18 protein-coding genes are annotated in these 19,924 nt (G+C 39.8%); 4 read left to right on the forward strand and 14 right to left on the reverse strand.

The genetic code is table 11. The annotated features are described in order from the left end of the window. On the forward strand, window positions 1–475 hold a 475-nt coding region (locus FJN11_RS06650), incomplete at its 5' end, for a lipoate--protein ligase (RefSeq protein WP_281280808.1). Window positions 476–565: 90 nt separating this feature from the next. Here FJN11_RS06650 and xerS read toward each other — a convergent pair. From xerS to rexB, 14 genes are all read right to left on the reverse strand, one after another. After that, complete coding sequence (gene xerS, locus FJN11_RS06655; RefSeq protein WP_049552144.1) at window positions 566–1,636, reverse strand: tyrosine recombinase XerS; 1,071 nt, start codon at window positions 1,634–1,636, stop codon at window positions 566–568. A gap of 138 nt (window positions 1,637–1,774) precedes the next feature. Further along, on the reverse strand, window positions 1,775–2,065 hold the full coding sequence (locus FJN11_RS06660; RefSeq protein WP_049491409.1) for a hypothetical protein: 291 nt from the start codon (window positions 2,063–2,065) through the stop codon (window positions 1,775–1,777). Next, complete coding sequence (locus tag FJN11_RS06665; RefSeq protein ID WP_140224384.1) at window positions 2,046–2,438, reverse strand: hypothetical protein; 393 nt, start codon at window positions 2,436–2,438, stop codon at window positions 2,046–2,048. Before FJN11_RS06665 ends, FJN11_RS06660 begins: the two co-directional genes overlap by 20 nt. Continuing rightward, window positions 2,420–3,673 carry a hypothetical protein gene (locus tag FJN11_RS06670; protein WP_140224385.1) on the reverse strand — a complete coding sequence of 418 codons (1,254 nt, stop codon included), beginning with the start codon at window positions 3,671–3,673 and terminating at the stop codon, window positions 2,420–2,422. The genes FJN11_RS06665 and FJN11_RS06670 overlap by 19 nt, the downstream gene beginning before the upstream one ends. Next, entirely contained in the window at window positions 3,673–4,107 is a 435-nt protein-coding gene (locus FJN11_RS06675) for a hypothetical protein (RefSeq protein WP_140224386.1), read from the reverse strand. The genes FJN11_RS06670 and FJN11_RS06675 overlap by 1 nt, the downstream gene beginning before the upstream one ends. Window positions 4,108–4,148: 41 nt before the next feature. Then, window positions 4,149–4,514, reverse strand: a complete 366-nt coding sequence (locus tag FJN11_RS06680) for a hypothetical protein (protein WP_140224387.1) — start codon at window positions 4,512–4,514, stop codon at window positions 4,149–4,151. After that, entirely contained in the window at window positions 4,514–4,936 is a 423-nt protein-coding gene (locus FJN11_RS06685; RefSeq protein WP_140224388.1) for a hypothetical protein, read from the reverse strand. The genes FJN11_RS06680 and FJN11_RS06685 overlap by 1 nt, the downstream gene beginning before the upstream one ends. Window positions 4,937–5,040: 104 nt before the next feature. Then, window positions 5,041–5,484: a hypothetical protein gene (locus tag FJN11_RS06690; RefSeq protein WP_140224389.1), complete on the reverse strand. Its 444-nt coding sequence runs from the start codon at window positions 5,482–5,484 to the stop codon at window positions 5,041–5,043. Between the two features lie 175 nt (window positions 5,485–5,659). Beyond that, entirely contained in the window at window positions 5,660–7,210 is a 1,551-nt protein-coding gene (locus FJN11_RS06695; protein ID WP_140224390.1) for a ClC family H(+)/Cl(-) exchange transporter, read from the reverse strand. Window positions 7,211–7,226: 16 nt separating this feature from the next. Further along, complete coding sequence (locus FJN11_RS06700) at window positions 7,227–8,006, reverse strand: ribonuclease HII (RefSeq protein WP_140224391.1); 780 nt, start codon at window positions 8,004–8,006, stop codon at window positions 7,227–7,229. Further along, the gene (gene ylqF, locus FJN11_RS06705) at window positions 7,993–8,844 is read right to left on the reverse strand and encodes a ribosome biogenesis GTPase YlqF (RefSeq protein ID WP_140224392.1); all 852 of its coding nucleotides are present in this window, start codon (window positions 8,842–8,844) and stop codon (window positions 7,993–7,995) included. The genes FJN11_RS06700 and ylqF overlap by 14 nt, the downstream gene beginning before the upstream one ends. A 188-nt stretch (window positions 8,845–9,032) precedes the next feature. Continuing rightward, window positions 9,033–10,211, reverse strand: coding sequence for a hypothetical protein (locus tag FJN11_RS06710; protein ID WP_140224393.1), 1,179 nt, complete (start codon window positions 10,209–10,211; stop codon window positions 9,033–9,035). A 17-nt stretch (window positions 10,212–10,228) separates the two neighbouring features. Continuing rightward, window positions 10,229–13,879 (reverse strand): helicase-exonuclease AddAB subunit AddA, encoded by a 3,651-nt coding sequence (gene addA / locus FJN11_RS06715; RefSeq protein WP_140224394.1) that lies wholly within the window; start codon window positions 13,877–13,879, stop codon window positions 10,229–10,231. Further along, on the reverse strand, window positions 13,876–17,151 hold the full coding sequence (gene rexB / locus FJN11_RS06720) for an ATP-dependent nuclease subunit B (RefSeq protein ID WP_140224395.1): 3,276 nt from the start codon (window positions 17,149–17,151) through the stop codon (window positions 13,876–13,878). Before rexB ends, addA begins: the two co-directional genes overlap by 4 nt. A 117-nt stretch (window positions 17,152–17,268) precedes the next feature. Here rexB and FJN11_RS06725 point away from each other — a divergent pair, with 117 nt between their 5' ends. The 3 genes from FJN11_RS06725 (at window position 17,269) to FJN11_RS06735 (ending at window position 19,891) form a co-directional block, all read left to right on the forward strand. Then, the gene (locus FJN11_RS06725) at window positions 17,269–18,078 is read left to right on the forward strand and encodes a Cof-type HAD-IIB family hydrolase (protein ID WP_140224396.1); all 810 of its coding nucleotides are present in this window, start codon (window positions 17,269–17,271) and stop codon (window positions 18,076–18,078) included. A 141-nt stretch (window positions 18,079–18,219) separates the two neighbouring features. Continuing rightward, on the forward strand, window positions 18,220–19,128 hold the full coding sequence (locus FJN11_RS06730) for an ATP-binding cassette domain-containing protein (RefSeq protein WP_140224397.1): 909 nt from the start codon (window positions 18,220–18,222) through the stop codon (window positions 19,126–19,128). Window positions 19,129–19,138: 10 nt separating this feature from the next. Further along, window positions 19,139–19,891 (forward strand): ABC transporter permease, encoded by a 753-nt coding sequence (locus FJN11_RS06735; protein WP_140224398.1) that lies wholly within the window; start codon window positions 19,139–19,141, stop codon window positions 19,889–19,891. The last annotated feature ends 33 nt before the right edge of the window (window positions 19,892–19,924 follow it).

The following is a 19,924-nucleotide window of genomic DNA, read 5'->3' on the forward strand; positions in this document are numbered from 1 at the left end:
AGGTGTGAAATCCGTCCGTGCCCGTGTCACCAATATTGTCAATGAATTACCAGAAAAAATCACAGTCGAAGAATTCCGTGACTTACTCTTGGAATACATGAAAAAAGAGTATCCAGAGATGACTGAATATGTTTTTTCTGAACAAGAATTGGCTGAAATTAACCGCATCAAGGATACTAAGTTTGGTACTTGGGACTGGAACTACGGTAAATCACCTGAATTTAACGTCCGTCGTGGAACAAAATTTACCAGTGGTAAGGTGGAAGTCTTTGCTAACGTTACTGAATCAAAAATCCAAGATATCAAGATTTATGGTGACTTCTTTGGTATTGAAGATGTTGCTGCAGTAGAAGATGTCCTTCGTGGAGTGAAATACGAACGCGAAGATGTCCTCAAAGCGCTAGAAACCATTGATATCACACGCTACTTCGCTGGTATTAGCCGTGAAGAAATCGCTGAAGCGGTAGTTGGATAAAATAAAAAGAAGTTGGTTGTAGGACCAGCTTCTTTTTTAAAATTATATATTACATAATTTATTTTATGTATTTTATGTATTTTATGTATTTCATAAACTATCTAGAGCATTCTTTTGTTCATCATTGACGATATGGGTATAGAGATCAGTGACTTGTGTGCTGGCATGTCCTAGCTGATGACTGACCAAAACTTGCGATTTAGTGGCATCATAGAGCCTAGTTGCTAGGGTATGTCGTAGTTTATGGGGTGTTACACGGACTTTGAAGTCCTCAGAGTACTTAGCAACCATTTTCTCAACGCTGGAAGCATCGATACGATTAGGAACACCTCTGTAGAGAGTCAAAAAAAGGGCTGTATCTGTTTTTTCCGTCTTATAGTGTTGATTTCGAATGGCCAGATAATTCTCTAAATAAGGCTTGGCGAAGGCAGCGACATTGACCGAGTCACGTTTGCCACCTTTTCTTGTAACGTCAATAACCATCATTTTGAGGTTGAGATCCCTTAGATCCAGATTAACAGCTTCAGATAAACGGACACCAGAAGCCAAGAGAAGGGCAATAATAGCCAAATCACGTTCTTTATTTTTGTTGAATGATGAGAGAGCGCGATTTGAAAGTTGTTGTGGGTACTCTTGGTCGATATAAGTTAGAAAACCTTCTGTTTCATCACCTAGAAAGAGTTTTTGCTTGATGTTTTCAGCTCTGGCAGCAAGTGTTTCTTTCTTTTTCTTGGTTGAAACTTTCTTCATTACATTACGATAGAAATAAGGTTCCCCTTGATCGTTTTCAACCTCCTCGGTCAGATACTTGTAAAGACTAGAAAGTGCTGACAAAGTCCGATTGATAGTTGTCTGTGAAACACCTTGCTTTGTTGTATTAGCATTCAGCAAAGGACGTTCACGTAGGTAAAGGATAAAGGATTCCATGTCTTTCTTAGACATATTTTCCAAGACAGATAAAGAAATATCAGATATTTTATCGGCGTTTGAGATACCAGACTCTAAAACCCAGCTGAAAAATCGATCATATTCCTTGAGGTATTCGTACAAGGTTGTAAAACTATAGGGGACAGCAAGCTTAGATTGGTAGTATTCAAGAACATACCAGGGCATGATTTGTTTTAGTTTGTCGATTCGTTCCAGTAAGATTTCACGTTTCATGTATTTTCTCCATAAATAAGTCTACTAGTAGTATAGCATAGGCTTATATATTTTTCAAGAAAATTATAGTTTTTCGGAAAGATGTTGTAGAGGACATAGATGCAAAGAAAACTATATAACCATACGAAAAATTCTTCTTTATACATCATCATACTTGACTAACATATTAGGTATTTTTGTTTCAAGACTTTTGCGGACTTTTCCTTGTATTGCAGTGTCCATTTGGCTGTTAATACTTGTTATTGTTGCTTTAGTATCTCTTGCAATTGTTTTCGATTTTTGGTCAAAACTTTCTTTTATTTGATTTTTAGCGGTCTTTGCCAATTGGCATTGAGCCAGAATACGATTTCTTTCCATCATTCGATACATTTGTTTTAGAGCGTATTGGTATTCTTCATCAGTATAGTACTCATTCATTGGTGCTTGCATAATTTCTCCTTAGTTTTTGATATTCTTCATCTAAGATATTTTTTCTTTGTCGAAATTTTTTATCTATTTTTTCTTTTTCTTCTTCCAGTTTTATTTCATTAGTTCTATAAACTTGGTTAGAATGATATCTCAAATTTTCTATCTCTGTAAAGTACTCTCTAACACAATCAGCTGGTGATGAAAACTTTCTTAATACTAGGCACATTTTATCAGCTTCTTCGTTCATGATCTTTTCTAATCTTACAGAACGTTCCTCTAATTCTAGTGTCTTTTTCTCTAACTTTTTCTTTTCCAGATAGTATTGTTCTTCGAGGTTAAGAATTTCCCTCTCTTTTTGCCTAATAGCATCCCATTTTACATTTCTGCTTTCCATTGTCTGAACTCCTTAGCAAATTGTGTGTCTGTTGCTACTGTTTTTTCGATGACTCCCTGTAATTGTTTATCTAACTGTTCAAATGCTTGGGCGGGAGCATTCATCTTAGCGACTATTTGATCCGTTTCTGCCTGAAAAGTATCGATAAACTGTGCTTGAGTGATACCTTGGCTAGCGAAAAGGCTTTCAACTTCATAGGGAGCCAAGGCTGTGTAGCTTGTAAAATCGATTTTTGACCAAATTTCTTGTAATTCTTGATTGGCGTTTTTGGCTAAGGCGCTCACTTCATCAGCTCCAGTTCTTGCTGCTGTAGCCATAGATGATGATAGGATAGAACCTTGAGCTGCATCTAGGTATATTTCCTCAGAGCTACTAATACCACCTGATGACCATTTTGATTTCAAGTCCTTGTAATGAGCCATTTCTCGGAGACTGTTGGCATAAGCTCGATAAACACCACTAATTAAGGGTTTTCCACCTTTACCATCAACAACTTGACCTGTTACAGGATCAAACTCCCAATCATCGATATTGTGGCTAGTTCCGTCCAGCCAGTATATTGTATCAGGCATTTTTAAGAAAGACTTATTAAACCATTCGGGGTGATTGAAATCATTGATAACGACAACATTATCAGACTTTCTACGATAATCAATAAACATAGCTGGATTTTTGTCTATGAATGCTTTTTCGTCATTAGAAAGTGAAAGATAATAAAACCAAGCATTGAAGGTAGTCGTAGGGATGTGGTATTTAGCTCCTACCTTTAGCATATAAGAGCCTTGTGAATAACCCGATAGATGACTAACTTCATATCTGGGATCGTCCATGATTTCTTTTACGAAACGGTCCGCTACAAAATATTGGGGTGACAAAGATGTATCTCTTTCTACCAGCGCTGTAGAGATGTCAATCTTAGTAGAACTCCCTGGATCAGTCCCTGCAGCAATCACAGATACACTTTTATAATCCGGTTTGCCGTTGACCATCGGAGCTACCGCCAAACCATCAAAACCTGTCCCTGGGTCAGACTTAGTCGCAATGACACGGAATTCTTGACCATCGGAGGTAGTTATAGTGTTGGTTTCACCCTTTTTTAACTCGTTATCTGATTTAGCAGTAACAATGTTTGTTCGGTTTTCTTTACGCTGTGCGAACTCAGTATTAACACTGTAAACATTCGGACCTTGATTCAATTCATTAAGTTGTTTGTCTGTATACACGTATTTATTCATCATAGCTCCCCTTCTGAACCATTAGAATATTTAACTTTAACTTTTGACTTAGTAGAACCTCGCTTAGAATTTAAAAAATGTTGAAATTCTTCATCATCCTTATTATATACTCCAATCCTAATTTTATTCGAGTTTATATCAAAAGCTAAAACATGTTCTTTAGATGTTCCATCAAAAAATTTTAGTTTCACATCCGCCCCCCAAGCGTCTGAAGGAATTGAGCTGTACGATGGATTCGTAATCGTTACCTCCTCAATCCCTTCATAGGAATTCTTTAAAGCATTAACCAGACTTACTTCATATTCTCTATTTCGACGCTCTTCTTGAGACTTCCCTAACATACTAAACACAAAAACACCTCCTGTTGTGATGGCTACGAGTAACAAAACGATTAGTAGTCTTATATATCTTTTTTTATTGCTGGAATTATTCATTTAAGTTGTTCTCCTTTTTCTTATTATACTATAAGATTAGCCTATATTACACTATAATAAGAAAAAGTTGTTTTACATCTGTCAATATTAGTAGGACTCTCTGAATCCGTTCCTGTAGCAATCACAGCTACATTTTTATAATTTGGTTCACCGTTGACAATTGGTGCAACCGCTAGTCCATCAAAACCTGTTCCTTTGTGAGACTTAGTCGCAACAACACGGAATTCTTGACCATCGGAGGTGGTTATAGTGTTGGTTTTTTCTAAATTATCAGAAGATATATTATCAATGAGATTTGAATTGACATAAGTTCTACCGTTACGCTTTGCGAATTCAAGGTTTACACTATATACAGCATAATCCCGATTTAAATTGTTTAACTGCTCGTCTGTATAGGAAAATGTCATCATTGTTCTCCTGTGCTATTATCTGAATATGTAACAATTACTTTTAAGTCGGTCACTCCTTTGTAATTGTTAAGGAATTGCCTTTTCTCATTGGTCAATGATCCTTGATAATTCTTTTTATCATTAAGTCCATGACCTATCCTATAGTTAGTTTTTCTTTCATCATTAAATTTGATTTCTACATCACAAGACCATGAACCTGGAGGGTTTGTGTAGTTTGGATTGGAAATCTTAATCTCCTTAATCCCTTGGTAGGAATTCTTTAAGGAATTTACCAAACTGACTTCGTACTCTCTATTCCGACGCTCTTCTTGGAATTTCCCTAACATGCTAAACATAAAAACACCTCCTGCTGTGATGATTGCGAGTAACAAAACGATTAGTAACCTTTTATGACTCTTTCTGATGCTGGAATTATTCATTTAAGATTTCCTCCTTTTTCTACTTGAAAACTCTTCATTTATAATATAAATAGCAAAATCTTGGTTTAAATGATTCAATTAATTATCAGTATAATTAAATACCATTATTGCTCTCCTGTTTCATCATTTGAATATTGCACTAAAACAGTAGATTCTGTTTTACCAATGTGTTTTTTTAGTTTCAACCATTGTTGATTAATTTCCTCATCAGTATTTCCTTTCATAAGGCCATCGTGGTTTTCTTTATAAGTTAATCTGTGATTAATTCCATAAGTTATCATTTGATTATCACTGAACTTTATTTCAATATCACAAGACCATGATCCTGGCTTCTCACTATAATAAGGTTCCGTAATCTTGATCTCTTCTATCCCTTCATAGGAATTCTTTAAAGCATTCACCAGACTGACTTCGTACTCTCTATTCCGATGTTCTTCTTGAGATTTCCCTAACATGCTAAACATAAAAATACCTCCTGCTGTGATGATTGCGAGTGACACAACGATTAGAAGCCATTTATGACTTTTTTTGATGCCAGTATTACTCATTTAAGCTTTCCTCCTTTTCTCATTATACTATAACCTAGAATAATTTAATCATTTTTTATAATATATTATAATATTTCTAACAAGAAAAAACCGATCTCATTACTGAAAATCGGTTTTCTAATATATTTAATTAAGAAATTTATTTTGTACATAACATAAATTATGTACAAAACTCCTACAACAACAAATCCTTGACTTTCCCAATTTCACTTTTTGGAATCACTAGATGAATCATATCACCGAGATACATTCTGGTTGAACCGTTAACGGTTTGGCTTTTTCCATTATGAACTTGGGTTGTGATAAGGACATTGTGTGGTAAATTGAGTTCGTGTACTTGTTTCCCAGCAATTTTGTCTGATACAGGAATTTCAATAAGGGTAACTTCTCCTTCATCTGATGCTTCTTCAGGCAGCATTTTTTCCAACATAGCTTCATAGACTGGTGCACCCTTGAGTAGATCCATGATGATGTAGGCAACCAAGGTCACTAATCCAAGTGGCATGAGGTTGCGAATGTCGCCTACCATCTCGGTTACCAGAATCATGGCAGTTAAGGGAGCTTTAGATATTGCTCCAAAATAGCCACTCATTCCTAGAATAACAAATATAGGGAATTGCTCCTGACTGACAAGTCCAATATTCACACAAATGACACCAACTAGGGCACCAAGTAAGGAACCTAGCGCTAAAATTGGTAGGAAAATTCCTCCTGGAAGGCCACTTCCATAACTAATCATGCTCCAAACAAAGCGAATCAAAAAGTAAACTAATAGAACTTGGAAACTAAAATCTTGTTCAGTTAAGGAAAGAACCAGCTGATTTCCACCACCAAGGATTTGGGGTAAGAAGATTCCGACTGGTATGATGAGGATGAAGGCAAGAATCGGATAATAAGCTCTATCCAAACGGATTTTTTGACCAATCCAATCATAAACTTTACCAACATTGAGTACAGATTTCTCATAGAGAAAACCGGAAAGCCCGAGAAAAACTCCCATAAGGAGGTAAATCCAATACTGGTCTAGGGTCATGAGTGGGATGTTGTCTGGCATGTCCAGTACGGGTGTTAAGCCAAATATGAGTAGTGAGACAAAGTTTGCTACGAGACTAGCTGCGAGAGTAGATACCCAGAAAAAGCGTGAAAAATGGTGATAAACTTCTTCTACCACAAAGAGAAGTCCTGCAATCGGTGCATTAAAGGCTGCAGCTAAACCAGCGGCAGCTCCACTAGCAATCAAGGAGCGTTCCTCTACTGGACTGGATTTGAGCCATTTGGCAATTCCTTTACCACCGACTGCTCCAAGTTGAATACTTGGTCCTTCACGCCCCAGCATAAGGCCACTAGCAATAGCCAAAATTCCTAGAATATATTTTTTCCAAAGTACGCCCCACCAGTTGAGGGTCATGAGACCCTTTAATTCAGCTTCGACTTGAGGAATTCCTGAACCTTTGATGTCTTTTTCTGACCGAGTTAATTTCGCACTGAGCCAACAAACTATTAAATAAAATAGACCAATGATAAAAAGATTGCGCACTAGGTGCGCTTGATCTTGATAAAGTCCTTGTATCAGGTGGAAGCCTTTTTCGATTAAGAAACGAAAGGATCCAACGATAATTCCAACGACAAGACCGACGATGATTCCTCGTCCAACTTGGGATAATATAGTACTTGAGGCAAAGGCAAATTCTTTCTTGGAGCTGAGTGTTTCTGACTGTTCCTCCATAATCATTCCTTCTAACTTAACTTTCTTTTTCTCCTAAAACCAGTGATTTAACGGGTTCAAAGCTGGTTCGGTGAATTGGGGTAACTCCTAGTTTTGTGAGGCCTTCCAGGTGTTTAACTGTTCCATATCCTGCATTAGCAGTAAAGTCATAGCCAGGGAACTGCTGATCGTATTCCTTCATCAATTCATCACGTGTCACCTTGGCTATTATAGAAGCTGCTGCAATGGAGAGGGAATTAGCATCACCTTTGATGATGGAGGTTTGTGAAATGGGTAATTCCAGTTTCATGGCATCTATCAAAAGGTGCTCAGGTTGAGGACTGAGCTGGGATATTGCTTCCTGCATGGCCAGTTTGGTTGCTTCATAGATATTGACTTGGTCGATGACCTGATTATCCATGATACCAATGCCGATTGATAAGGCTTGATCTTGAACGGCTTGATAAATTTCTAGATGTTTCTTTTTAGGAATTTTCTTGCTGTCGTTGAGGCCTCTAATCTTACAATTTTTAGGCAAAATAACGGCTGCAGCAACTACTGGCCCAGCCAGAGGACCTCGACCGACCTCATCAACACCTGCAATTAAGGTCAATCCTTGTTTGTAAAGTTCTTTTTCGTAGGAAAGCATGGATTCCAAACGACGATCCTCATTCAATTCAGCCTGAATGGCTTTTTTACGCTTGCTGATTTCCTTTTGAACTCCTGAGCGATTATCCTTTTCAAGCTCTAAAAAAACAGGGTTATCTAAGTCCTTGACTGTAGCAAGGAGTTCTTTGATTTCTTTAATCGTCTCCATCGAGGTCTTCCAATGTATCTAAGGTATAGTTACCGAGTTTGCCGTCGCGGACTTCCTTCACGAAGAGACTGTAGAAACGGTCATAGTCGTCACGGAAACCGAGGGCGCGGGTCATATCCATAATAATAACAGGCGCTTCTTCCTCGATTTTCATCTGTTTGAAGCGTTCAGCCAGCTTTTCTGGATAATGTTCTTTGAAATAATTGAGGCCAAAAATAGTTACCTCGTCCATAGGAAGCAACTGGTCTTTAATAGCTCCCGTTAAGGCTAACTTAAGCGCAACAGTTTCATCTTCAAACTTAGGCCAAAGAATCCCTGGCGTATCCAAAATTTCCAGGTCTTTATTGGTTTTGAGCCATTGTTGTCCCTTGGTAACACCTGGTTTATTGCCGACAACGGCAATTTTCTTACCAGCTAAACGGTTCATAAGAGTGGATTTACCAGCATTTGGAATCCCGATAATCATGGTACGTAAGGTTTCAATTTTAATCCCACGTTCTTTCTGGCGAGCAATCTTATCAGCCATGAGCTTTTTAGCTGCATCTGTTACAACTTTTACAGTCACTTGCTCTTTGGAGTTGATAGCTAGAGTCTGGATTCCCTTTGATTCAAAATACTGACGCCATTCCTTGGTCATTGCTGGATCGTCCAAGTCCGCCTTGTTTAAAATCAAGAGTTTTGGTTTGTCACCGACAATTTTGGTCAACATAGGATTTTGACTAGATAGAGGTAAGCGTGCATCCACCAAAATCGTTACAAAATCAACAAATTTTAAATTTTCCTGCACCTGTCGACGAGCTTTGGACATGTGACCAGGAAACCATTGAATAGTGGCCATAATATATCTCCTTCGGATTGAAAAAACTGTAAAAACGTTTTCTTTCTTATCCTCTATTCTATCATAAATTATTCTTTTTTGCACAAGCTTTTATTTGTAATAGCTACTTTTTAAAAGAAGACTGATTTCAACCCCACTTGATTTGTATATTAACCTTATATAAAATTCTATATCTTATATATTTAGTTTTAGATGAGTATTCGAGATAAAAATGGGACTATACAATTTGTCAAAATTCCTTCTATCCAGCTTTCCTGTGCTGAGGATAGAATGTCTGTCTGGAGGCTTTCTTTTAGAAAATCTCGAACTTGTTCTGGTGCGATTTCAAACTCAAAGGCTTTCATTTTATAGAAAAAGTCGAGCAGATGGTCTGACAGATATTCAGTTGAAAATGGCACTTCTCCACTTTTTCGATATTCTAATAAGAGCCTAGAAAATCGAGCTTTTTCTTCAGGAAGCTCACGAAAATAGGAATTGAGGAGCCAGGTCTGCTTCTGCTTTCTTTCAATTGGATCCTGAATAGCAATTCGTTGGTCTTTTTCCAACTCTTTTTGGTATTGTTTGGCCTTGACAGCCCGTTCTGTACGATTTTTACCAAAAAGTATTTTCTCCCACTTGCGTTCTTCTTGGGTTAAGGTTTCTGTAAAGCCAAAGTAGTCTTGATAGGCACGCTCTGCTGGTCCCATGGCTAGTACCAGATTGTCTGCATATTGTTTGGCGATTCTATCTCTTTTCTTGCGCTCTTTCTCTGCCTGGATACGGAGTTCCTGTTCGTAGTCAATTTTTTCCTTTCCTAGCTTGACAAGGTAGAGGTGGTCATCTGATTTGCCAAGTAAAAAGGGTTTGATACACTTTTCAAGGACTTCTTCCATCCGAGCCTTCTTCTTGGGCTCTGCCTTGGTCCAACTTCCTCCTTGAAAGACTTCTAGGAAGAGCTGGTAGTCTTTCTCAGGTGAGAACTGATTGCCACGATTGGGTTTAAAAACACCTTTTTCCCAGAGCCATTTTAGAAGACGCTCGTCAAAGTCACTCTTATTGACTTTGATTTTTTCCTTTTTCTGGGCTTTTCTGGTTAGATTTTCAACCTTTCTGAGCAGTTTTTCTTCCTCTTCCAGTTGCTGGTCAAGGGTCAATCGATGAAAGTGTCTGACGCAGTCGCTACCAATCGGAAAGAGGCGTTGACCTGTGACACCGTTAAAGAGTTCGTAGGCGTATTTGATAGCATTTCCACAGACACAATTGCTACGGCCAATACCATTAAAAATCAAGGAAACTTCATTCCATTCCTTGGTAGCTTGTTCCCAAGTATCAGCTTTTGAAGCCTGTAAAACCGCATCGTGCAGGGATTTTCTAACTGGAAGTGTCATGAGGTCTCCTTTCTAGATTATACTTTTACAACCTGAACCTCGTCTTTACCGAGTAAAATCAAGTATTTCTCAATATTTTCAATCGAATAGGCTCGAGATAAAGCCTCTCCATAAAGGGCTAACTGACCACGATAGCGATCAATGAGTTGACTTGGATCATCATAGCGGTCGGTCTTGTAGTCGAACAGAACGATTCTATCCTTATAAAGTAGATAGCCGTCCAAGATACCACGCACAACGAAGTCTTCCTGACTCTTTTGGTCTTTTTTGAGCATAGAAAAGGGTTGCTCGCGGTAGAGATAGTCGGTATTGGCGAGAATTTCCTGACCGAGTGCTGTGTCAAAGAATGCAAGAATTTTCGAAAGATTAATCTTGTCTCTGACAGCTGGGCTGGTTTGAACTTGTTTGAGAGTTTCTGTCAGGCTAGCAAGCGTTGGTCTCTGACTGAGGTCAATTCTCTGCATCAGTTCGTGGGTAGCACTCCCAATCTCAGCTCCTGTTACTTTTTCTTTGGTTGAAAAATCTGGCAAATCAAAGTTGATTTTCTTGTCTACTGACTTGCCTTGACCTGCAATCTCGACACCATCCATATCCATAACTGGTTCGTAGAATTTCTTGATTTGACTTGGGGTTTGAACACTAGGAAGTTCAATGGCTGCGCGGTGAAGAGTATTATAGACTTCAACCTCTTTCAGCATTTCAAGGGCTTCTTTGATGGTTTCTGACTGACGATTGTCTACTTGGGAGCTATCTTGGAGAGGACTTTTGTTTTCCAACTGACCGATAGCTTCTGTAGTCAGCTGATCTTCACCAACAAAACGATAGCTAAAGTTGAGATGATCCTTGGCAAATACTTTACTGATAGCCCAAATCCAATCTTGGAAATTCTTGGCTTGAAGTCTAGTGTTGCTGTTTAGTTTTCCATTTTTAGCTGCTGGGTATTCCTTGGCTTCCAGCTTTTCACGAGAACCCTTACCGATAAGATAAAGCTTTTTCTCAGCCCGTGTCATAGCAACATACAGTAGACGCATTTGCTCTGAATAGCTTGCCAGCTGTAATTCTTCTTCGTTCTGTCTATAGGTCAGACTAGGAATGGAGAGTTTGATGGTTTTAGGATAGTAGTCTTCTACTGCTCCTGTCTCTATTTTGGCAATATATTTGACACCAATACCATTCTGACGACTGAGAATGACTTCTGACATGCTGTCTTGCTTGTTAAAGTCTTGATCCATATTGAGGATAAAGACGTAAGGAAACTCCAGCCCTTTACTCTTGTGGATGGTCATGAGCTCTACTGCATCTTTTGGCGGTGCGACAGCCACGCTTGCCAAATCGTGCTGGGCTTCTAAAACTTGGTTAATCATACCAATAAAACGAGACAAGCCCTTGAAATTGCTCTTTTCAAATTGATCTGCTCTCAAAGCTAGTGCGTAGAGATTGGCCTGTCTAGCAGGACCATTTGGCAAAGCACCCACATAATCATAATAAAAACGGTCGTTGTAAATCTTCCAAATCAAGTCATAGAGGGAGTGGGTTTTGGCATACAAGCGCCAAGAATCCAAGATATCCATGAATTGATTTAGCTTATCAGCTAGTGTTGAGTGAATTAACTCTTTCTGGCTTGTCACCATTTTTTGTGAATTGACCAGTTTTTCATAGAGATTTTCTTGGACTTTATTCTCTGCTTTCTGAAGGGACAAACGTGCTAACTCGTCCTCGTCAAAGCCAAACATTGGAGACTTCAAAAGGGCAACCAAGGCATAGTCTTGAAGAGGATTGTGAATGACACGAAGGGTGTCTAGCATGACTTGCACTTCTAGAGATTGTAGGTAATTGTTCTGCTCTCCGTCAGTTTTGACAGGAATTCCGTACTCAGACAGGGCGAGGAGAATCTGATCATTACGACTGCGGCTGGAGGTCAGAAGGGCGATTTCTTTAAAGGCAACACCTTGTTCCTGATGAAGTTTAAGGATTTCCTTGATAACTAAGCGCATTTCCCCTGTTAATTTCGTTTCTGCTTGGCTCTCTTCTTCCTCACCTGTGTCATCCTTATCGTAGAGGAGCAATTCTGCCTTGTTGTCTGGATTGGGAGTCAGTTTGGTATTGGCAAAAACAAGCTGGTGCATGTTATCATAGTTGATTTCGCCGACCTCTTGGTCCATAAGGCGTTCAAAAACATCATTGGTTGCTGACAGCACTTCTGAACTACTACGGAAATTTTCCTTCAGGAGAATCAGCTTTCCTTCTTGGGGATTTTGCGCATAGCGTTGGAACTTTTCATTGAAAATCTGCGGGTCTGCCTGACGGAAACGGTAGATGGACTGCTTGATATCTCCAACCATAAAGCGATTGTGACCATTCGACAGCAATTCCAACATCCGTTCTTGAATGTGGTTGGTGTCCTGGTACTCATCAACCATGACTTCGTAGAAACGTTCTTGATAAGCCTCACGAACTTGCGGGAAATTCTCTAAAATCTCAATAGTGTAATGGCTGATATCAGCGAATTCAAAGGCATTTTCCTGACGTTTACGCTGACGATAAGCCTCCACAAAATCGCTCATGAAAGATTGGAAGGTTTTAGCTAATCCCCATGTTTCTTGATGGAAACGTTCTTGATAGTCGAGAATGGTTATCTGGTCTGACAGTTGTCCTAGTTTAGCAAACTGGGCTTTTCTTTCTTCGTTGTAAGCATCAGCCAGGGGCTTCAAATCAGCCTTACGACTGGCATTAGTCAGAGCCCGACCATTTTTCTCTTTCGAAATGGCGACAACACGCGCAAGCACTGCTTGATAAGCCTGACCATCGGATTCTTGATTTAAGGAGCCAATCTCATCCAGAATTAATTGAACACTTTCTAGATAAGCAGCCTTTGGAAACTCCTTGGCATCGTTATCCAGATGATAACGGAAAAAGCTTTCCAAATCCCAAAGTGCCTGCTTGATTTGCTCAGTCAGTTTTTCTTTTTCACTGGTAAAATCAGCTTTTTCAAAGCCTTTTAGGAAAGACTCGCTCAGCCATTTCTGAGGATTGCTGGTGGATTGGATGAAATCATAGATTTTATAGACCTGCTGGCGCAGACCTCTTTCATCCTTGCCACGCCCAGCAAAATTTTTCAGCAAATGACTAAAGGTCTCTTTCTGTTTGCTTTGGTAATGGGCTTCAAAGACCTCATGGAATACTTCGTTTTTTAGAAGGAGTTGCTCGCTTTGGTTTTGTAAAATCCTGAAATTAGGCGCAATATCAAGCAGATAACCATGTTTGCCAAGGAATTTTTGTGTAAAAGAGTCCATGGTTCCGATGGCTACGTTGGGTAGGTCTGCCAACTGGCGACCCAAGTGTTGTTTGAGGTCAACATCGATACTTTCTTGGATTTGTTGGCTGATTTTTTTCTCTAAACGTTCTTTAAGCTCTGTGGCAGCCTTAACGGTAAAGGTTGAGATAAAGAGTTGACTGATTTCCACTCCACGCGCTAATTGGTCCAGAATACGCTCGGCGATGACAAAGGTTTTACCAGAACCAGCCGACGCTGAGACAAGGATATTTTGACCAGAAGTGTAGATGGCTTCGATTTGTTCGGCAGTTTTCTTTTGTTCCTTGCTCGAATTTGCTTCTACTTCTTGCAATTTTTGAATTTCCTTCTCAGTTAAAAAGGGAATAGGCTTCATCGATTCAACTCCTCTCTTATTTTTTCAAACCAAGCTTGCTTGAGCTTTTCTCCGACCAGACGCTTGCCATCAGTTAAGTCCAACTTTTCTAGAAAACGAGCTTGGCCCAAGTGGTAATTGGCTTCAAATCCTGTGATGGCTTGGTGTTGCTGGACGTATGGGGCAATGCTTCTGCCATTTTCGGTATAAGGATTAATGGCGAACCGGCCTGCTAAAATCTTCTCAGCTGCTTTCTTGTAAAGTTGTGCATTGTAGTCCAGTAGGAGCTGGAATTCCTCATCTGTCAGTTGATTGGCTTTGTTTTTGTTATAAAATTCGCCTAAATGACTGCTTTCTTTTTCTAAAAAGAGGCCTTGGTATTTCATAGACTTGCTGGCTTCTACTACTGCACCTGACAGATTTTTAACGGCCATCAGAGATTGGACAGGTTCAGCCATTTCCAAGTACATGGCACCGAAAAAATTCTCCTCCCCTTCTCTTTTTAGGGCAGCTAGGTAGGTTGGTAACTGGGAATTGAGCCCATTAAAGAAATGAGGAAACTGGAACTGGGTCAGACTGGACTTGTAGTCTACTACTCCTATCGATCCATCCGCTTTCAAACGGTCAATGCGGTCAACCTTACCTCGTACAAAGACACTGCGTCCATTGTCTAATTGAATAAAGGCCTGCTCTTTTCCATCAAAATTTGCCTCTTCTTTAATAGTTTCGATGGCTGGATTGTGTCGGAGAATATGTCCAGTCGTCCGTGCAACATCAAGCAAAACTTCCTTGGTAAACTGGGCTTCCAAACTTTCTTGATATATAGCTTCAAATTCGCGTTCTTGACTGGTTTCTTGAATAGCTTGTTCTAGACGGTTGTCAAAGGAATCTTCGTCAGGCAACTGCAAGGCACGTTCAAAAATACGATGCAAGAAATTCCCGTGACTGCGGGCATCAGGACGCAGGCGTAATTCCTCTTGCAAGCCTAGAACATAACGTAGGAAATAACTGTATTCATTGCGATAAAACTCCGTCAAACCAGAGGTAGACAGGTAAAACTCCTGATCAGTAGGATAGAGAGCTTGTAAGGTATCCTTAGTCAACTGCTTACTGCTTGGACTGATTGGGAGGGCTGGATTTTCCAGACCTTGCTGTTCTAGTTTTTTACCCATCACACGCGCAAGAACCTTGACAAAGGTCAAATCTTGCTCGGTATCACTCGTCTCGCCCTGCTGGTGATAGGCAACCAGACTGGACAAAAGACTGTGATATGACCCCATATCCTCCTTAGACAGCCCTTTGTGATTCATCCTCTTCTCTTTCCTGCTAAATCCAAAATGGACTAGCTCTTGAAGATAAGCTGATTCCTTGCTTTCACTTTCGTTAAAAAGGCTTGGAGCCGACAAGACCAATTGCTTACGAGCAGAATTGATCAAGGAAAGCATAGTATAGCGATTTTTCTTGAGGTTTTCACTGCTGGCAATCAGCAATTGAACGCCTTCTTCTGTCGCTTGGTTTAGGTTTTGCCTTTCTTCATCAGTCAAAAGACTGGTATTCTGCGCGATTTTTGGTAAATTGTCCTGAGTCAGACCAATAGCATAGACAAAGTCAGCAGTCAATGGTGCAATCAAATCGTAACTCTGCACCAGAACAGTATCCACTGTCGCTGGAATAGTACGGTATTGAGATAGGCTCATTCCAGAATGGAGCAGGGCTAAGAAGTCCTCTAGACTAACCTGTGAACCAGCAAAAACAGTCGCAAATTGTTCTAAAACATGACAGAAAGCCTTCCAAACTTCGGCTTGTCTTTCCTGTTCAAGAGCTTCCATAGTTGCTGTCAAATCTTGCAACTGCTTGGTCACCGCTCCCTCTTTTAGAAAGACATTCCATTTTTGTAGGAGATTTTCAGCCTTTTGTTTTCGACTGGCAAAGAGGGTTTCAAGAGGTGTTAAAATACGCAGACGAAGAGCATTTAAACGCTCTAAATCAAATTTTCTGTGATGGGACTTGGTGAAGGTTTGCTGAAAGGCTGGCAAGCCATTGATACCAAGATAGCGGATATATTGCTCAAAAGCATCAATATCAGCCTGACTAAGGTCGGTATACAAACCTGTTCTAAGAAGGTTTATCAAATCCTCCTGACGGAAACGATAGCGTTTTAAAGCTAAAATAGACTCGACAAACTGTGTCAAAGGGTGGTGCGCCATGGATTCGCTTTTTCCAAGATAGAAAGGAATCTGATACTGGTTAAAAATCGTTTTTAGAGATAACTGATAAGAATCTACATCCCCCAAGAGAATACGAAAATGCTTGTAGCTCAGGTCTGAGTTCTCATGTAATTTCTGACGGATGCTACGGGCTACTAGCTCCAACTCCTCTTTTTGCGTCAAACAAGACCAGATTTGTAAGTTTTCACAGTCCTTCTCATCGACATCCAAGGTGAATTCTGAAAAGTCATAAGAAGACTCTAGCAAACGAGAGGCCTTATCAAAACTATCCATCTTCTCATGAATCTGAGAACGGTCTTGAGCAGGAGTTTGGTATTTAGAGGCTAGATGATGGAGAAAGTCCACACTGGCTTGATAGAGATTGCCTTCAGCGAATGGGCTGGTATAAGCTTTCTTACTAGCATAGGCTCCAATGACAATTTCAACACCCTTGCCATGAAGTAGGTCCACAATCCGCTCTTCCTCAGCAGAAAAACGGGTAAATCCATCAATGACCAAGGCAATCTGGCTAAAATCACTACTTACTTTGTCATTCTCAATAGCCTCAATCAAATGGGATAACTGACTTCCTTGAGACAACTGACCTTGATTGAGGTAGGCCGTTACCTTCTCAAAAATCAAGAGTAAATCGGCTCTCTTGTCCTCATCCGTCAAACTCTCCAAGTCCAAAAAACTCATCTGAGCTTTGGTCATCTCGTGGTAAAGCTCAATCAACTGCTGGATAAATTGAGGATCCTGCTTAGTCGCACCATAAACACGCAAGTCCTTGGGGTCAAGTTCCGCAAGGAATTTATAAAAGGCCATCCCAAGACCGATATCATCAAGACTGGTCTTGGCAGGCAGGTCATTCAAGACCAGATAACGAGCCATTTGAGCAAAGCGCGTAACGGTAATCGCAAAAGAAGCCTGCTGGGACAAGCATTCCAGCACGGCGCGTTCTTTTTCAAAAGAAAGAGAGTTGGGGGCGATGTAGAAGACTCGCTTGCCAGCAGCAACTAGCTCCTCTGCCTCTTTGGTTAAAATTTCAGTCAAAGAAGTCCGAATATCAGTATAAAGTAATTTCATCTCTGCCTCGTTGGAATTTTTCATTACCTTTTATTATACCATGATTAGCCCGAAGATTCCTCCTCCTTTCCTCTAAAATATGCTATAATAATACCAAAAGATAAAGAAGGAAAACCTATGATTAAACTACTAGCCTTGGATATGGACGGAACCCTCCTCAATGAAGCCAAGGAAATCCCACAAGCTCATATTACTGCTATTCACCAAGCTATTGAAAAAGGTGTCAAACTAGTTCTCTGTACGGGTCGCCCGCTTTTTGGCGTCCTCCCCTACTATCAAAAACTGGGTCTTGATCTCCAGAATGAGTATGTGATTGTTAACAACGGTTGCTCAACTCACCAGACAAGTGATTGGAGTCTGGTTGATTGGCAAGAACTGAGTCCAGCTGATATCGAATATCTCTATGACCTAGCTGAAAAAAGTGATGTTCAGTTGACTCTTTTTGATGAGGAACATTATTTTGTCCTCGGTGGCAAGCCCAATCAAGTTATCCAAAATGATGCCGAGCTAGTCTTTTCAGACCTGACTGAAATTTCCCTTGAGGAAGCGACTAGTGGCAAGTACCGTATGTTCCAAGGGATGTTTTTGGGGACAGAGAGCCAAACGAACGATTTTGAAGATCGGTTTGCTGAGGAACTCTGTCAACGATTTAGTGGAGTTCGTTCACAGCCTGTCATTTATGAAGCCATGCCACTTGGAACGACAAAGGCTACTGCTCTTTCACGATTAGTTGAGATTTTGAAGATTGAACCATCAGAAATTATGGCCATGGGTGATGCCAATAACGACATCGAAATGCTCCAGTTTGCAGGGCTTGGTATTGCAATGGGAAATGCCAGCGATTATGTCAAATCCCTAGCTGATGACATTACAGCCAGCAACGAAGAAGACGGCGTTGCGCGTGCCATTGAGAAATATATTTTATAATTAAGAAGCCCAGTTCGTGTCAACTGGGTTTTGATATTTAAGAATTCCTAAAACTTTAGAAACTCTTTAGAAATCCTTGAGCTTTCTTTGATTTCTATGCTTTATACTAAAGTTATCAAAATAAATCAAAAGGAGAGAATCATGAAAACAGTACTTGACATTCATGGATTATCCAAAAACTTTGACAAACAAGCTATTCTTCAGGATCTTCATCTAACGATAAGAGAGGGAGATATTTATGGACTTATCGGGAAGAACGGAGCTGGGAAAACCACCTTGATAAAAATCATTACGCAACTACTGTTTGCGGATAAAGGAACTGTTTCCCTCTTCTCTAGCCAAACGGAAAATGAGTGGACCAAGGCTCTATCTCGAGTAGGTTCAGTAATAGAATCACCTGTAGCTCATAATCACTTAACAGCCTATCAAAATCTGAAGTATTACTGTATGATTCGTCATATTCCAAATGCTGATCAAGTCATTCGAGAAACGCTGGACTATGTAGGTTTGCCAGATACAGGTAAAAAAGTTTTTCGTGATTTCTCGCTAGGAATGAAACAAAGACTTGGTATCGCCATTGCCCTCCTATCCAAACCAGACTTCCTGATTTTAGATGAACCTATCAATGGTCTCGACCCAATCGGTATCAAAGAATTTCGACTAATGATTCAACGCCTCAATCAAGAACAAGGGATAACCATTCTCATCTCTAGCCATATCTTGTCAGAACTCTACCTCGTAGCTAATCGTTTTGGTATTTTAGATCAAGGCAAGATTATCCGCGAAATCAGCAAAGCTGAATTCGAAACACTAAGTGAAGATTATATTGTGCTTAAGACAGCCGACCAAGAGAAAGCTTGTCAAGTATTGAAAGAACAAATCCAGCTCCAGTTCAAGGTTGTTAATCCAGAAAATGAAATCCATATCTTTGGTCAGGAACAAGATGTCAAACAGATTCTCAAGAAATTAACCTTGGCAGATGTTGCCATTGACGAGATTTACTATGCCCGTCAAAACCTAGAAGAATACTTCACTCAATTGGTCGAATAGGAGGAAAATCATGATACATACCATTCAAGCAGACTTTTACCGTCTTTTCCGTTCCAAAGGATTCTGGATTACAGAATTCGTTCTCTTTGCTCTCATGCTAATGGGAGCAAGTATAGGAGCTACGGGTCATCTGATGGCAATCCAGACAGAAGAACCAGAAATTCCAACCCAAGGTTGGAATGGTGTACAAGCCCTGATCAACGCATCTAGTCAAGGTTCAAACCTCGTTTTTCTCTGCATCATTCTAGCTTGCCTCGTTCTTGGAGTTGATTTAATCGGTAAACTCTATAAAAATAATTTAACAGTGGGTGTCTCTCGTACCGAGTTTTTTCTAGCCAAAGCCTTTGTATTGGCTTGTATTGCACTTTTACAAGTGATCATCTGTCTTGTAATTGCCTTTATTCCAGCAACTATTCTAAACGGTCTTGGTACGATACCTGATGGCTTTATTGGGAATCTACTGATAACCATTTTCCTTCAATTTCTTTGCCTACTTGCTTGGCTTTCCATCGTTTCCTTCATTCTCTATGTTAGTCATTCTTATCTTGCAGTATTTATTGGTTATTTTGTCAGCTCTATCTTACTTTCTATGCCAATGCTCATTTTTCCAACTATCAAAATTTTGCCATATTTATCATTGCAGTTTTTCTATGCTATGACTGCTAATAGTGAATCAATTTTCTATACCCTTATAGTTACCTTAGCTGTTATTGTAATCTTTAATATAGGTGGACTGGCAGTTTTCAAAAAGAAAAGTCTATAATAAAACGACCTCCTCTAGCCTACAGAGGAGGTT

Origin of the sequence: Streptococcus symci, assembly GCF_006385165.1 — a bacterium.
Taxonomy (GTDB): Bacteria; Bacillota; Bacilli; order Lactobacillales; family Streptococcaceae; genus Streptococcus; species Streptococcus symci.